This is a genomic window from Streptococcus sp. CF7_Ac1-8 (assembly GCF_024295435.1).
GTDB lineage: Bacteria > Bacillota > Bacilli > Lactobacillales > Streptococcaceae > Streptococcus > Streptococcus mitis_AP.
Genome location: NZ_JANCPI010000002.1, coordinates 17,847 through 31,631 on the forward strand (window position 1 = coordinate 17,847; position 13,785 = coordinate 31,631).

A 13,785-nucleotide genomic window follows, 5' to 3' on the forward strand; every position below is an offset into this window, starting at 1 on the left:
CAAACTAGGAAGCTAGCCGCAGGCTGCTCAAAACACTGTTTTGAGGTTGTAGATGAAACTGACGAAGTCAGTAACCATACATACGGTAAGGCGAAGCTGACGTGGTTTGAATTTGATTTTCGAAGAGTATGAAGTTTAAAGAAAGGCCAAGATACGAAGATAATCTCCAATCAGTGCCACTTCAGCTACAAAGAAGAGGAGGATAATGACTCCGTTCACAAGGACAGACAAGAATAATTGATAGAAGGAGTCGGTTTCACTTGCTTGACTTGGTCTTGTAATGATATGGAGACTAGCAAGCAGAATGATTCCAACACTAATCACACACAAGAGGGCTGTAAATCGCAGGCTATCAAAGAAGGCAAAGAAACTAGCAATGGCAGTGAGGAAGATTGGAATTGCCAAGAGTTGACTATATTGTTGGAGAACCTTTTCTAGCGTCCAGTCCTTTTCTTGGTAGATAAATCGTCTCACGACGAAACTACCCAAGAGGAATGAAAAGAAGAAGAGCGTTGTTGCTACTAGGATAGAGATAATCGAAAAGAGATTTAATGAAGCAAATTGTTCAGGGAAGTGATTATTCATAGTTGCTATATGTCCATAGTAAGCATGTTTGATGTGGTAGATACTAAAGAAAAAGGAAGATGCAGAAAACAGAATGAGCAAGAGAAAGGCTGTGTAACTGTGTGTGCTACTTGTTTCAAGCATGCTTGTAGGAGATTTGATTGCTTCTACTAGCCAAGACCAAAAATCAAGTACTTGCTCTTTCCATCTATCCGTAGATTTTGGAGCTTGGTCGGGGATATAGGGACTTTCTAAGGATTGACTGATAAGAAGGGGCTCTTTCGTGGTTGGTTTTTGCTGAGGAAGTGCTTCTTGACTCTCTTCAGCTATAGTGACTTTTTCTGTTTCACTAGGAAGGTCTGACTCTTCTTCAGTAGAATCTAATGTTTTCTTTTCTTCTATTTCTGTTCTCGCTTCACTGTCTTCAGGAGTTTCAATTTTCTCTTCTTGCTGGCTTTTTAGTTCAACTTCAGCTTGAGAGACTTCCTCCTCTACTTGAGTATTTTTTTCAATTGGCGTATCGAGATCAGCTATCCTTTCTTCAGCCTTGTCTGCAATATTTTGGGACTGTTCATCAGGCTTGTTCTTGCTTGTTGTTTTTACAAAATCATTACTTTCAAACCATTCTTGTTTCATGGTAGAACCTCCTTTTTAGTTAGATAAATATGCTTCCATAGTAGCAAATGTAAGCGCTTTTGTCAACGTCTGTTTGGTATGGATATTAGCTCAATATCATTATCAGCTCTAGCAATGAGTTGATCCTTGGCTTCGGTTTTTTCAGTTTTGTAAGGGTTGCTTAATTCCGTACCTCTTGATTTAGGCTCTTCTCTTGTGAATTGGAAGATAGAACCATAGTTACTTGAGATGTCCCAGTTAATTCGTTGGCTTTCTTTTTGCGTCAGAGTGATTGAGAGATGGTCTTTAGAAGTTAATTCTACCTTGCCGTGAACTTGGATATTCTCAGCGTGGAAGTGATTCTTTGTTGACTCTAGCTGACTATCTGTAAGGTCTGTATCAAAGATATTGACGATATTAGGGGTTGTGAGTTTACTGTTTTTGATACGACTTCCTTCAATTCGGAGGAGATAGCTGTTTGTATTGAGGGTCGCATTTTCAAGGCTAGCATTTATGATGGTGGTTTGTCTGCGATTGGCTGAGATGTTGATCCCTTTTAGAGTTCTCCCTTTTGGCAGTCGGAGAATAACTTCGCCAAAACGACTAGAGTAGCTACTTGCGATATGGAGAATCCCGCCAATTCCAGAAGAGAGAAACGGAGTTTCAGACAGTTTTTTATCTGTTAGGCTTAGAGTTTTGTCGTTTTGATTCGTAACAAGATCATGGTGAGCAGAGAGTGATGGATGGTAAGAAATGTGGATTTGATCATCCAAAGAGTCTGTGATGGTGAGCGCGTGTTGGTGGAGAGTGATCTCTAGGTTTTCGACTTCCTTGCCAAAGGTCAGCTCTTCCATCCGACTATCATAGACAGGTTCCTTGGACATGGCAAGTAGGCTCTTGATCCCGTCAGATTGGATGCCTACAAAGAGCAGGATAAAGCCGATAACAGTAGTCACCACACCAAAAATGAGAAATCCTCTTGTCCATTTATGCATGATGATCACCTCTCTTTCCTTTTTTAAGAACAAATTGCACCAGGCGAACAATGAGTATACCGAAGAAGCGAGCTACATAGGAAATGCCTAGTAAGACCAGAGACGAAGCACCGATGGCCAGTAAACCAGAACCGAAAATCAAGATAAAGGCTGATTTAGCTTGGGCTAAGACAGTAAAACTTTCAACTAAAAATAGGAATCCACCTATGATACCAAGTATGGAAACCGCAAAGAAAGCCAGAATGACAGTCAAAGCAGCCACAAGGATTCCGAACAGAGCCACGAGGATGGCGATTCCCAGAGGAATGCCGATAGGGGCTGCAAGCAAAGCTAACAAGGCGATATGCAAAATTTGTCGGTTATTTTTTTGAGCAGGCGCTTCATTGATTTTTTTGTCGAGAAGATTAGAGAGGACTTCGTGAGCTGCTTCCTTAGGAGTTCCCAAACTAGCGATGAGTTCTTCTTCTCCCTCGACTCCAGCATCGTCAAAGAGTTCTCTGAAATAGTCCATGGCTTCGATGCGGTCAGCTTCAGGTAGTTTCTTGAGATAGAGTTCTAGCTGAGTCAGGTATTCAGTTCTTGTCATGGCGGATACTCCCTTCTATGATGCCATTGATGGTGTCTGTATAGAGTGTCCATTCATCTTTTAGGGTCACGAGCTGTTCTATACCACCATTTGTCAAGGAGTAGTATTTGCGCATGCGACCTTGGAACTCTCTAGAATAGGTTGTCAGAAAGCTATTGCCCTCCAATTTTTTGAGAATGGGATAGAGTGTAGATTCTTTGATATTAGCGATCAGCTTAATGGTTTGGCTAATCTCATAACCATAAGAATCATCCTGCTCCAGTACGGCCAAGATGAGAAATTCAATCAAGGCAGAGGATGTTGGAAAGTACATGGGGAACCTCCTTTTCTAATGTGTAAGATTTTTATATATAATTTTTCTACACATACATTGTACATCTAAATGAAAGCCCTGTCAAGAGAAATGTATAAAATTTTTATATATAAAAAACTTCTAGCTAAAACTAGAAGTTTAAAGGATTTTATCAGCTCTGTCTACTGTAAAGAGGGCCACGGTCATGATGATATCGACGAGTAAGAGGGCAGCTACAGCTGGCACCCAAGAGTGGAAAAGGTCAAAACTGTAACCAAAGAGGGTTGGCCCAAAGGCTGCTAGGATATAGCCTCCTGTTTGAGATAAGCCGGACAATTGGGCTGTCTTTTCAGGGGCGCTTGTCTTGAGTGAAAAGTTGACCATGAGATAAGGGAAGAGGGCGCTGGTTGCGGTTCCGATGAGGAGATGGATGGCAAGCCAGTAAATGAAATTATTGATCGGGAAAAAGAGCATGGAAATGCCGACCACGCCAGCCAGTGAAACCAGAGTGAGCATGAGCTGACGGTTGCGAGTTGATAAGCTGGTTGTCAGGCTTGGGATGGTCATTGAAAAAGGAATGCTAATCAGCGAGAAGATAGAAGTCAGCAAACCAGCTTCGTGACTAGATAGGCCTGCATGGATGGCCATGGTAGGTAACCAAGTCATAGCAGTGTAAAAGAGCAAGGATTGAAAACCTGCAAAGACAATAACTGCCCAGACCTGTTTATTACGCATAATCTTTGCTTTGCTTTTTTGTTTGCTTTGTGGAGCCAATCTGTGATTATAGCGGTGATTTGGGAGCCAGACCAAAAAAGTTGCTAGACAGAGCAGGGTGAGGAGGATGATAAGTCCTTTCCAAGAACTGGCCTGTGTAATAGGCACGGCTAGATAGGAGGCCAGAGCCGTCGCAATCCCCATAGACGTTACATATAAGGTGGTCAGAAAGCCAATCTTCTTTGGTTGATTGGCTTGGATAAGACTAGGAAGCAAAACATTGATGACTGCGATACTTGCCCCAACCATCAAGGTTCCTAGATAGAGCAGGGGCAGATTGATTAGTCGAATCAGAGAACCAATGGTTAAGAAGAAGAGGCTGTAGGTAAAGAGATGCTCCAAGCCAATTTTCTGAGCCAGTCGGGTAGAAAAGAGTGAGAAGAGGGTAAACATGAGGAGAGGCAGGCTGGTCAAGACACCAAGCGAACTAACTTCTACCCCCAGACCTTGCGAAATATCTCCCAAAATAATGGGTAAAACAGTAAAAGGAGTCCGCAAGGAAACACCAATCAGGATAATACCTGGAACAAAAAAGAGTGATTGCTTTTTCATATATTACCTCTTCTAGCTGATTTTAATAACAGCTTATTTTAAGGTTTTTTCCCTATAATGTCAAGTAAGGTTTCTGGCTTTCAAGATAAAAATGGGAAAGTCTTGAAAATTATGATAAAATAGTGGAAGGAAATCTATATATTGGAGAAAAACTGTGCTTGAAAAGCAAAAAATCAGCGTATTGATGTCGGTCTATATCAAGGAAAATCCGACATTTTTAAAGGATGCTATTGAGAGTGTTCAAAATCAGACCCTGAAACCGAGCGAATTGGTTCTGGTTGAGGATGGGCCTTTGACTCCTGAGCTCTATCAGGTATTAGACCAGCTTGAAGCTGAGTCTGATATTCCAGTGAAACGCTATTCCCTTGAGCAGAATCAAGGTTTGGGTCTGGCTCTTCGACAGGGTGTTTTACAGTGTCAGTACGATATTATTGCCCGTATGGATACGGATGATATAGCTGTTCCAGACCGTTTTGAGAAACAGGTTCAGTTAATGGAGAAGGACAACCTTGACCTATTAGGTGGCCATATTGCAGAATTTATTGATAATCCTGATGAGATTGTTTCTTACCGTCGTGTTCCGACTCAACATGCAGATATTGTGGCTTATCAAAGGATGAGAAGTGCTTTTAACCACATGACTGTCATGTTCAAGAAGGAAATGGTTCTCAAGGCAGGCAATTATGAAGATGGGCTTTATATGGAGGATGATCTCCTCTGGCTCAATATGATTGCTGCAGGAGCTAAGACTGGAAATCTGGATCAAATCTTGTGTAAGGTTCGTGTCGGAGCAGGGATGTTTGAGCGTCGTGGGGGACTGCGTTACTTCAAACTCTATCGTCAAGCTCGTCAGCGTATGCTGAAGCGAGGACAAATTTCTTACATGGAGTACGCCAAGAGTGTTGCGATTCAGATGGTTGTTGCCCTTTGTCCAGGATTTGTCCGACAGTTTATTTTTATGAAACTGTTACGAAAAAGCAATTAAAAGATTGTAGTAAACGTAAATTTAAGAAAAAGTGTTATAATAACAATATAACTATTTGGCTCTTTTAAGGAGGAGTAAATTTCGATGAATAAAAAACTCACAGATTATGTGATTGATTTGGTGGAAATTTTAAATAAACAACAAAAACAGGTTTTCTGGGGAATATTTGATATTTTGAGTATGGTGGTCTCTATCATTGTATCTTATATTTTATTCTACGGATTGATTAATCCAGCACCTGTTGACTACATCATCTATACGAGTTTGGCCTTCCTGTTCTATCAATTGATGATTGGATTTTGGGGGTTGAACGCTAGTATTAGTCGTTACAGCAAGATTACGGATTTCATGAAAATCTTTTTTGGTGTGACTGCTAGCAGTATCTTGTCATATAGTATCTGCTATGCCTTCTTGCCTCTCTTCTCTATCCGTTTTATCGTGCTCTTTATCTTGTTGAGTACTTTCTTGATTTTATTACCACGGATTACTTGGCAGTTAATCTACTCAAAACGCAAAAAGGGAAGTGGTGATGGAGAACACCGTCGGACCTTCTTGATTGGTGCCGGTGATGGTGGAGCTCTCTTTATGGATAGTTACCAACATCCAACCAGTGAATTAGAACTTGTCGGTATTTTGGACAAGGATTCTAAGAAAAAGGGTCAAAAACTTGGTGGAATCCCTGTTTTGGGTTCATATGAGGAACTGCCTGAATTAGCTAAACGCCATCAAATCGAGCGTGTTATCGTTGCGATTCCGTCGCTTGACCCGTCAGAATATGAACGTATCTTGCAGATGTGTAATAAGCTGGGTGTCAAATGTTACAAGATGCCTAAGGTTGAAACGGTTGTTCAAGGACTTCACCAAGCAGGTACTGGCTTCCAAAAAATTGATATTACGGACCTTTTGGGTCGTCAGGAAATTCGTCTTGACGAATCGCGTCTGGGCGCAGAACTGACAGGTAAGACCATCTTGGTTACAGGTGCTGGTGGCTCAATAGGTTCTGAAATCTGTCGCCAAGTTAGTCGCTTCAATCCTGAACGCATCGTCTTGCTCGGTCATGGGGAAAACTCAATTTACCTTGTTTATCATGAATTGATTCGTAAGTTCCAAGGGATTGATTATGTTCCTGTGATTGCGGACATTCAAGACTATGATCGTCTCTTGCAAGTCTTTGAAAAGTACAAGCCAGCTATTGTTTATCATGCGGCAGCCCACAAGCACGTTCCTATGATGGAGCGCAATCCAAAAGAAGCCTTCAAAAACAATATCCGTGGAACCTACAATGTTGCTAAGGCTGTTGATGAAGCTAAAGTACCTAAGATGGTTATGATTTCGACAGATAAGGCGGTTAATCCACCAAATGTTATGGGAGCAACCAAGCGCGTGGCTGAGTTGATTGTCACTGGCTTTAACCAACGTAGCCAATCAACCTACTGTGCAGTTCGTTTTGGGAATGTACTTGGTAGCCGTGGTAGTGTGATTCCAGTCTTTGAACGTCAGATTGCTGAAGGTGGTCCTGTAACGGTGACAGACTTCCGCATGACCCGTTACTTTATGACTATTCCAGAAGCTAGCCGTTTGGTTATCCATGCTGGTGCCTATGCCAAGGATGGAGAAGTCTTTATCCTTGATATGGGCAAACCAGTCAAGATTTATGACTTGGCCAAGAAAATGGTCCTTCTAAGTGGACACACCGAAAGCGAAATTCCAATTGTTGAAGTTGGAATCCGCCCAGGCGAAAAACTTTACGAAGAACTCTTGGTTTCGACCGAATTGGTTGATAACCAGGTTATGGATAAGATTTTCGTTGGTAAGGTTAATGTCATGCCTCTAGAAGCCATCGATCAAAAAATTGAAGAGTTCCGCACTCTTAGTGGAGATGAGTTGAAGCAAGCTATTATCGCCTTTGCCAATCAAACTACCCACGTTGAATAAAAAAGAAAAACGCATATTATCAGGTCTTGAAAAACCTTGGTAATATGCGTTTTGTTATGTGTAAACTTGCTTCATTTTATTCTGATACTCAATAAAAATCAAAGAGCAAACTAGGAGGCTAGCCGAAGGTTACTCAAAGCACAGCGTTGAGGTTACAGAGAAAACTAACGTGGTTCGAAGAGTATGAAATTGAGTATTTGCCCAGTCTCCGTTATATTATTGAAAATACTCCAAAACTTCTATGGGTTTGTGAGCGATAAAATCAGGATGATAGTTTAGCAAGTCTGCTTGCTCTCCAAATCCCCAAGTGACGGCCAATTTCTGAATGCCTGTTTCTTGAGCTCCCATCATATCAAACTTGGTATCTCCGATGATGATGGCTTGTTCCGGTGCTAGTTGATGTGCCTGCAAGGCTTGGCGAATGACATCTGCCTTATGGGGTGCTTTAGGGCTGGAACCATAAATGCTATCAAAGAAATGATAGATTTCCAAGTTTTTAGTCATGTCTTGAGCGGTTGGAGTATTCTTTGTAGTGGTGATATAAAGAGGGTAATTGCTCGATAACTTCTCAAGCAAGTCTACAATCTGAGGAAAGAGTTGAGCTTCATGGATGCCTTTCTCCTTATAGTAAGAACGGTATATCTGGACAGCCTCAGAAATTTGGTCTTTGGGAAGGCAGGTCGCAAAACTACTTTCGAGGGGCGGTCCCATAAAACCACGAATAGTTTTGGCATCAGGGCTAGGTACCCCCAACTCCTTAAAGGTATGGGTAAAGGCATTGTGAATCCCGATAGAACTGTCAACGAGGGTTCCATCCAGATCGAAAAAGATAGCTGTGATAGAGGTCATGGTTTCTCCTATTTTGATAAGTTATTCTCCGAAAATTTCTTTTTGGAGGCGACGACCAGTAGGGGTGGCAGCGAGTCCACCTTCAGCTGTTTCACGAAAGGCAGTTGGCATGCTTGCTCCTACTTGGTACATGGCATCGATAACTTCATCCACAGGAATTTTAGATTCGATACCTGCCAGGGCCATGTCTGCTGCGATGAAGGCAAAGCTAGCTCCCATGGCATTACGTTTAACACAGGGAACTTCAACCAAGCCGGCAACAGGGTCACAGATGAGGCCTAGCATATTTTTAATGACAAAGGCAATGGCCTGACTGGCCTGATAAGGTGTTCCACCGGCAGCTAGAGTCAAGGCTGCAGCACTCATAGCAGAGGCCGAACCAACCTCGGCCTGACAGCCACCTTCAGCACCTGAGATAGAGGCATTGTTTGCGATGACTAGTCCAAAGGCACCGGCAGCAAAGAGAAAATCCAGCTGTTGCTCGTGGCTGAGGTCTAATTTTTCAATAGCAGCAGTGAGAACGGAAGGCAGACAGCCAGCACTTCCAGCGGTTGGAGTGGCACAAACCAAGCCCATTTTGGCATTGTGTTCATTGACTGCAATGGCATTTCGGGCAGCAGAGAGAATCGTGTAATCTGACAGAGTTTTTCCGTTTTTAATGTAGTGATCCAATTTGGCAGCATCTCCACCTGTCAGGCCACTACGAGATTTATTTTCATTGAGACCAAGTTGGACAGAGGCTTTCATGACTTCCAGATTGCGTTCCATGAGAAGGAAGACTTCTTCACGTTCGCGACCGGTCAATTCAAACTCTGTTGTAATCATGAGTTCTGCGACATTTCCTTGAAAGTCCAGATCTGCTTGCTCGACCAATTCTTTGATAGAATAAAACATGCTTCCTCCTATTTAAAGAAATTGACATTGTGGAGATGAGGGATTTTTCGAATTTCTTCGATGGCCTCATCACAGTTGCGACTGTCAACTTCGATAATCATAATAGCTTTTTCACCAGCTTTTTCACGAGTAACATTCATCTGAGCGATATTGATACCATAGCGGGAAAGGGCCTCTGTTACGAGGGCAATCATACCTGGAATATCTTGATGAACAATGATGATAGTCGGTGTATTCATATTGAGAGAGACGGCAAAGCCATTGAGTTCAGTTACCTGAATATTTCCTCCCCCGATAGAAATACCAGTCACGCTAATGGTCTTATGAGCATTTTTGACGGTAATTTTAGTGGTGTTTGGGTGAGGGGCATTGCTGTCTTTCTGAATGGTCCAGACAATCTTGATGCCACGCTTGTGGGCAATTTCCAGGCTGTTTGGGATTTCAGGATCATCTGTATCCATGCCCAAAATACCTGCAACAAGGGCTAGGTCTGTTCCGTGACCACGATAGGTCTTGGCAAATGAGTTAAATAGTTGGAATTCGACTTCTGTCGGAGTATCATCAAAAATGGAAGAGACAATCTTCCCAATACGAACAGCACCAGCTGTATGGCTACTAGATGGGCCAATCATAACTGGTCCGATGATATCAAAGACAGATTGAAAACGAAGTGATTTCATCAGTTTCCCCTTATAAAAATTCTTATCTCTATTATATCAAAGAATGAAGGTCTTGGCTTTAATTGTGGATGAAAACCTTTTTACACTACAAATAGCATAAAAAAGCATCTTTTGTAACAAAAAATGGCTTATTTAGAGAAATAAAAAATAATTTTGTAATATTTCTACATAAAAGTGTCAAGAAACGGTAATATTTAAAGGGTATGATAGAACTATAGAAAGAAGGAGAATTTTCAAATATGAAATCAACAACTAAAAAGATTAAAACAACTCTTGCAGGAGTAGCTGCCTTGTTTGCAGTATTTGCTCCATCATTTGTATCTGCTCAAGAATCATCAACTTACACTGTTAAAGAAGGTGATACACTTTCAGAAATCGCTGAAACTCACAACACAACTGTTGAGAAATTGGCAGAAAACAACCACATCGACAACGTTCATTTGATTTATGTTGGTCAAGAGTTGGTTATCGATGGCCCTGTAGCGCCTGCTGCAACACCAGCGCCAGCTACTTATGCGGCACCAGCAGCTCAAGATGAAACTGTTTCAGCTCCAGTAGCAGAAACTACAGAAGTAGTAGAAGAAGCAGCACCAGCTGCAAGCGCTCCTGTAGCAGAAGAAACTGTTGCTGCAGCAGAAACTTCAGCACCAGCTGCAACTGTAAGTGGATCTGAAGCAGAAGCTAAAGAATGGATTGCACAAAAAGAATCAGGTGGTAGCTATACAGCTACAAACGGCCAATACATTGGACGTTACCAATTGACAGATTCATACTTGAACGGTGACTACTCAGCTGAAAACCAAGAACGTGTAGCAGATGCTTACGTTGCAGGACGTTACGGTTCATGGTCAGCTGCTAAAAACTTCTGGCTTAACAACGGCTGGTATTAAGAAATAACGAACAGAATAATTTGAAAAAGTCGAGGAAATCCCTCGACTTTTTATATTTCTTTCGGTTGATAATAGATCTCCACTTCTTTTTTGAGAAAGGCTAGAATGGAAGTTTCATCGGTCAGCTCTAGAAGGGAGAATCCTTTTTGGATAAGTTTGGCATCATCCCTACAAATCCCAATACGGACATAGCAGATAGCAAGCATATCGTAGCTTTTCTTATTCTTGGCATCCTCTAGTAAAGTATAGCAGATTTGTTGACACATGTTTTTGTCTTGATGGTATAAGTAAATGGTGGAAATGTTGAGTAGGATTGTCATTCGCAAGTCATATAAATGTTGATAGTTTTTATAGTCTTCTAAGCGTTGCAAGATTTTTTCAGTGATGAGATGGAGGTGTTCAATGGGAAAGTTGAAAAGGATGGTATTGAGGATTTTTAGGTCGCTTTCATACCATGTATCTTGTTTTTCAATTTTTTCCCAAAGTTTTTTGATAGTCTGTTTCACTTGGTCTGACAGTTGCTCTGTACCATGTTGGCGAATATGAATGACAACTTCCAGCATATCCCTGATTTCTTCTATAGGCAGGTCGTGATGGGTCTTGAGATAGTTTTGGCATGTTTCAAAAAAATGAACTAGACCACTGCCACCAATGATGGAATTCATATTGAGATAAGTTTGCATGATTTCTGTCCGTTGGCTCGGCTGATAGAGATGGCAGATGTAGTCAAATTCTTCAAAACTCATATTCATTTGCCGAAGAAGAAAATCCATATTTTCATATTTAGGAGTTGCCTTACCACTTTCAATCTTTGATAGGCTGGTTCTTGATAGGACATCTCCGCAGACCTCTTCTTGGGTTAATCCTTTTGACTCACGTATTTCTTTATAGACCTTTCCAAAATCATAACGCATGATTTTCTCCTTTTAGTGAAAAAAATTAACAAACAATAAAATCCTATTAAAAATATTGTATCATAGTAATATAAAAAGTAGAAAATAAAAGTAAAATAAGCTTGATGTAATTTTAGAATGAGCTTAATGACTATAATGATGTAGCTAGAAAAGGGGTGGAAAAATGTTTAAAAATAAGGAACTTTTTCGAGTAGTCATGATATTTGTGATAGGAATTATCCTAATTTTAATGACACCCATCTTATTTAAAGTTGTTATGGAACTATTTTCAAAATAAATAGGACTCTGCTTTAGGTAGAGTCGTGAATCAGGAGGTTAAGTGATGAACTACAATTTAAAATATCTCTTATCAGGAATATTTGTCCTAGTCTTTATAGGTTTCCTAGTCTGGATGCGTTATTTTAATCAGAGGAAGGAAGAAGAGCATTCGGATGTGTCTTTTGAAGCGAGGTTAGATAGTGAAGTCAAGACCTTATATAAACAATTAGGATTGGGTGAGGAACATCACTATTTCTTAGCTTATCGCTACTTACACCCTTGGTTTAATCTAGCGATTTTACCACCAACAGTTGAAATTTTCTTAACTAAAATAGCGCTGGTGATGGTGACTCCAGATGAACTGCTGATAAGAAATCTTGGGAATGGGATGACTTTCACAAGTGAGCATCATCGTGATTTGCGGCAAGGACTTATCCGCATTCCAAAATCAGAGATGAAAGAATTTGAGATTCGTAACTGGAAAAAATTTTTTGTATTTGGCGATTTTTTAACAATTAAAACAAGCCAACATAGCTATTATTTACAGGTTAGAGATGATGGACTTCAAAAAGGAAGTCTTTCCGCCAAACATTTCTCCGACTTGAAACGACAAGATTTTCTCGGATTATTGACAGATAAAAGGACATTCTGATAGACAATTGCCCCAAAAATGGAATCTCTGAATGTTCAACAATTCAAAAACCACACAGTGTTTTCAGACTTGAACACAATCAAGCTGAGAGAATCACTGTGTGGTTTTATTGGAAAGTTAGTTTTTGCTAGCCTTTTATGTACTTTGTTCGATAAAAGACAATTAAATTAGTGATAGCCGATTGCTTACTGCTGACCGAATGATGTAACTCCGCCACCTAAACTAGCGAGATCATCACTGTTTGTTGTGGGAACTCCAGCATTGTTACTATTGGTATTAGTCTCTGCTTGAACTTCTGAAGTATTAGCTGCTTGATTTTGTGTACTTGCCACATCATTTCCGTTGCTGCCAGCACTATCAGATGAAGGTTGTTCGCTTGCAGGCGCTTGTGAACTGTATCTGCTCCCATTTGACTCAGTATAGGTTGGAGTGTAGCTCTCTCCTCCTGAAGAATAGGTTTCTCTTTCCCTCTCGCTACTAGTCGTTCCTGTTTCTTTTTTGTCAGTCTTTTGTCCTTCTTTTTTGGTCAAGACTTCAACTTGCTTTTGGAATTTAGAAATTAGTTCTTGGATGGGTTTTATTTTTTCATCAATAGTGGCTTGTTCGCTTGTGGAGTTGACACTTTTAATGATTTCTAGTATTTTTTGTAAGGAAGTGATGGCTGTTTCAAGTGTTTGTTTATCTTCAAACTGACTATCGGATTCCTTTATATCCATTTTTAAAGCTTTTTCGCTATAATGATTGGTGATTTTATCGGACGTAGTAGTAAGAAAGTCTGCTAATATTTGCTTGCCTTCGTCAGTGTTTGGCTTCAATTCTTGAATTTTTTTCCAATCCTCTATAATTGTTTCAGAATCGATATTAAAATCTTTGATGGCTTTTTTTACTTGCTCGACATCTTGTTCATTTTTTTGCCGTTTGAAGAAAGCAATATTGCCTCTTTCTGTTAAGATGTTTTCTTGATGAATGACTAAACCTATTAAAAGTCCAAGACTTGCGACAATGATAATAGTAAAAATGGTGTTTTTTGATTTTAGAATATCTTTGTAGTTTTTCACAATCGTTCTACGTACATGGATGGTAGTATCTTTAAGGAATCATGTACGTATTCCTCCTCATTACAGTATATCATTTTTAGTTTATTTTATAAATAAGATAATAAGCAGTAGAGGGATTAAGCTATAAATTACCCTCTTTTTAAACAATTATATATGTATTTACAGAGAGGCTTGTAGATTATCAGCCTCTTTCTTGTCTTCTCTAACCAAGCATGTTATAATGAATACTGCTCAAGCGACCTTCAATCGTTAAAGCACACACGACCTTCAATCGTGAATAAACGAATAGATG

14 protein-coding genes are annotated in these 13,785 nt (G+C 40.4%); 4 read left to right on the top strand and 10 right to left on the bottom strand.

Going from position 1 to position 13,785, the window contains the following annotated elements; all coding sequences use genetic code 11:
* Positions 1-135: 135 nt before the first annotated feature.
* The 5 genes from NMM26_RS01095 to NMM26_RS01115 all read right to left on the bottom strand — a co-directional run bounded on the left by NMM26_RS01095 (position 136) and on the right by NMM26_RS01115 (position 4,378).
* Positions 136-1,200 (bottom strand): DUF6574 domain-containing protein, encoded by a 1,065-nt coding sequence (locus NMM26_RS01095; protein WP_000808427.1) that lies wholly within the window; start codon positions 1,198-1,200, stop codon positions 136-138.
* A gap of 62 nt (positions 1,201-1,262) precedes the next feature.
* A complete protein-coding gene (locus NMM26_RS01100) occupies positions 1,263-2,174 on the bottom strand; it encodes a DUF4097 domain-containing protein (protein ID WP_000549765.1) in 912 nt (303 codons plus the stop codon).
* Positions 2,167-2,760 (bottom strand): DUF1700 domain-containing protein, encoded by a 594-nt coding sequence (locus NMM26_RS01105; protein ID WP_000198683.1) that lies wholly within the window; start codon positions 2,758-2,760, stop codon positions 2,167-2,169. The genes NMM26_RS01100 and NMM26_RS01105 overlap by 8 nt, the downstream gene beginning before the upstream one ends.
* The gene (locus NMM26_RS01110; RefSeq protein ID WP_000273859.1) at positions 2,747-3,073 is read right to left on the bottom strand and encodes a PadR family transcriptional regulator; all 327 of its coding nucleotides are present in this window, start codon (positions 3,071-3,073) and stop codon (positions 2,747-2,749) included. The genes NMM26_RS01105 and NMM26_RS01110 overlap by 14 nt, the downstream gene beginning before the upstream one ends.
* Before the next feature lie 138 nt (positions 3,074-3,211).
* Positions 3,212-4,378, bottom strand: coding sequence for an MFS transporter (locus tag NMM26_RS01115; protein WP_254753615.1), 1,167 nt, complete (start codon positions 4,376-4,378; stop codon positions 3,212-3,214).
* Between the two features lie 154 nt (positions 4,379-4,532).
* Between NMM26_RS01115 and NMM26_RS01120 the strand changes: the two genes are divergently transcribed.
* Both NMM26_RS01120 and NMM26_RS01125 read left to right on the top strand, forming a co-directional pair.
* On the top strand, positions 4,533-5,363 hold the full coding sequence (locus tag NMM26_RS01120; RefSeq protein WP_254753616.1) for a glycosyltransferase: 831 nt from the start codon (positions 4,533-4,535) through the stop codon (positions 5,361-5,363).
* Positions 5,364-5,447: 84 nt separating this feature from the next.
* Complete coding sequence (locus tag NMM26_RS01125; protein WP_001035715.1) at positions 5,448-7,298, top strand: nucleoside-diphosphate sugar epimerase/dehydratase; 1,851 nt, start codon at positions 5,448-5,450, stop codon at positions 7,296-7,298.
* Positions 7,299-7,514: 216 nt separating this feature from the next.
* Here the strand turns inward: NMM26_RS01125 and NMM26_RS01130 are convergent, their stop codons facing one another.
* Genes NMM26_RS01130 through sdaAB form a run of 3 tightly spaced genes read right to left on the bottom strand, consistent with a single transcriptional unit; the run spans position 7,515 to position 9,721 of the window.
* Complete coding sequence (locus NMM26_RS01130) at positions 7,515-8,147, bottom strand: HAD-IA family hydrolase (RefSeq protein WP_000200878.1); 633 nt, start codon at positions 8,145-8,147, stop codon at positions 7,515-7,517.
* A gap of 21 nt (positions 8,148-8,168) precedes the next feature.
* A complete protein-coding gene (gene sdaAA, locus NMM26_RS01135) occupies positions 8,169-9,041 on the bottom strand; it encodes an L-serine ammonia-lyase, iron-sulfur-dependent, subunit alpha (RefSeq protein WP_000500041.1) in 873 nt (290 codons plus the stop codon).
* Between the two features lie 8 nt (positions 9,042-9,049).
* Positions 9,050-9,721, bottom strand: coding sequence for an L-serine ammonia-lyase, iron-sulfur-dependent subunit beta (gene sdaAB, locus NMM26_RS01140; protein ID WP_000838912.1), 672 nt, complete (start codon positions 9,719-9,721; stop codon positions 9,050-9,052).
* Positions 9,722-9,960: 239 nt separating this feature from the next.
* On the opposite strand from sdaAB, the gene NMM26_RS01145 reads away from it, so the two are divergent.
* Positions 9,961-10,611: a LysM domain-containing protein gene (locus tag NMM26_RS01145; RefSeq protein ID WP_000843469.1), complete on the top strand. Its 651-nt coding sequence runs from the start codon at positions 9,961-9,963 to the stop codon at positions 10,609-10,611.
* A 50-nt stretch (positions 10,612-10,661) separates the two neighbouring features.
* On the opposite strand, the gene NMM26_RS01150 is transcribed toward NMM26_RS01145, so the two are convergent.
* The gene (locus NMM26_RS01150; protein WP_001268143.1) at positions 10,662-11,525 is read right to left on the bottom strand and encodes a helix-turn-helix transcriptional regulator; all 864 of its coding nucleotides are present in this window, start codon (positions 11,523-11,525) and stop codon (positions 10,662-10,664) included.
* Between the two features lie 322 nt (positions 11,526-11,847).
* Here NMM26_RS01150 and NMM26_RS01155 point away from each other — a divergent pair, with 322 nt between their 5' ends.
* Positions 11,848-12,435, top strand: a complete 588-nt coding sequence (locus NMM26_RS01155) for a hypothetical protein (protein ID WP_254753617.1) — start codon at positions 11,848-11,850, stop codon at positions 12,433-12,435.
* 185 nt (positions 12,436-12,620) lie between these two features.
* Here the strand turns inward: NMM26_RS01155 and NMM26_RS01160 are convergent, their stop codons facing one another.
* Positions 12,621-13,493 carry a hypothetical protein gene (locus tag NMM26_RS01160; protein ID WP_045605193.1) on the bottom strand — a complete coding sequence of 291 codons (873 nt, stop codon included), beginning with the start codon at positions 13,491-13,493 and terminating at the stop codon, positions 12,621-12,623.
* Positions 13,494-13,785 lie beyond the last annotated feature (292 nt).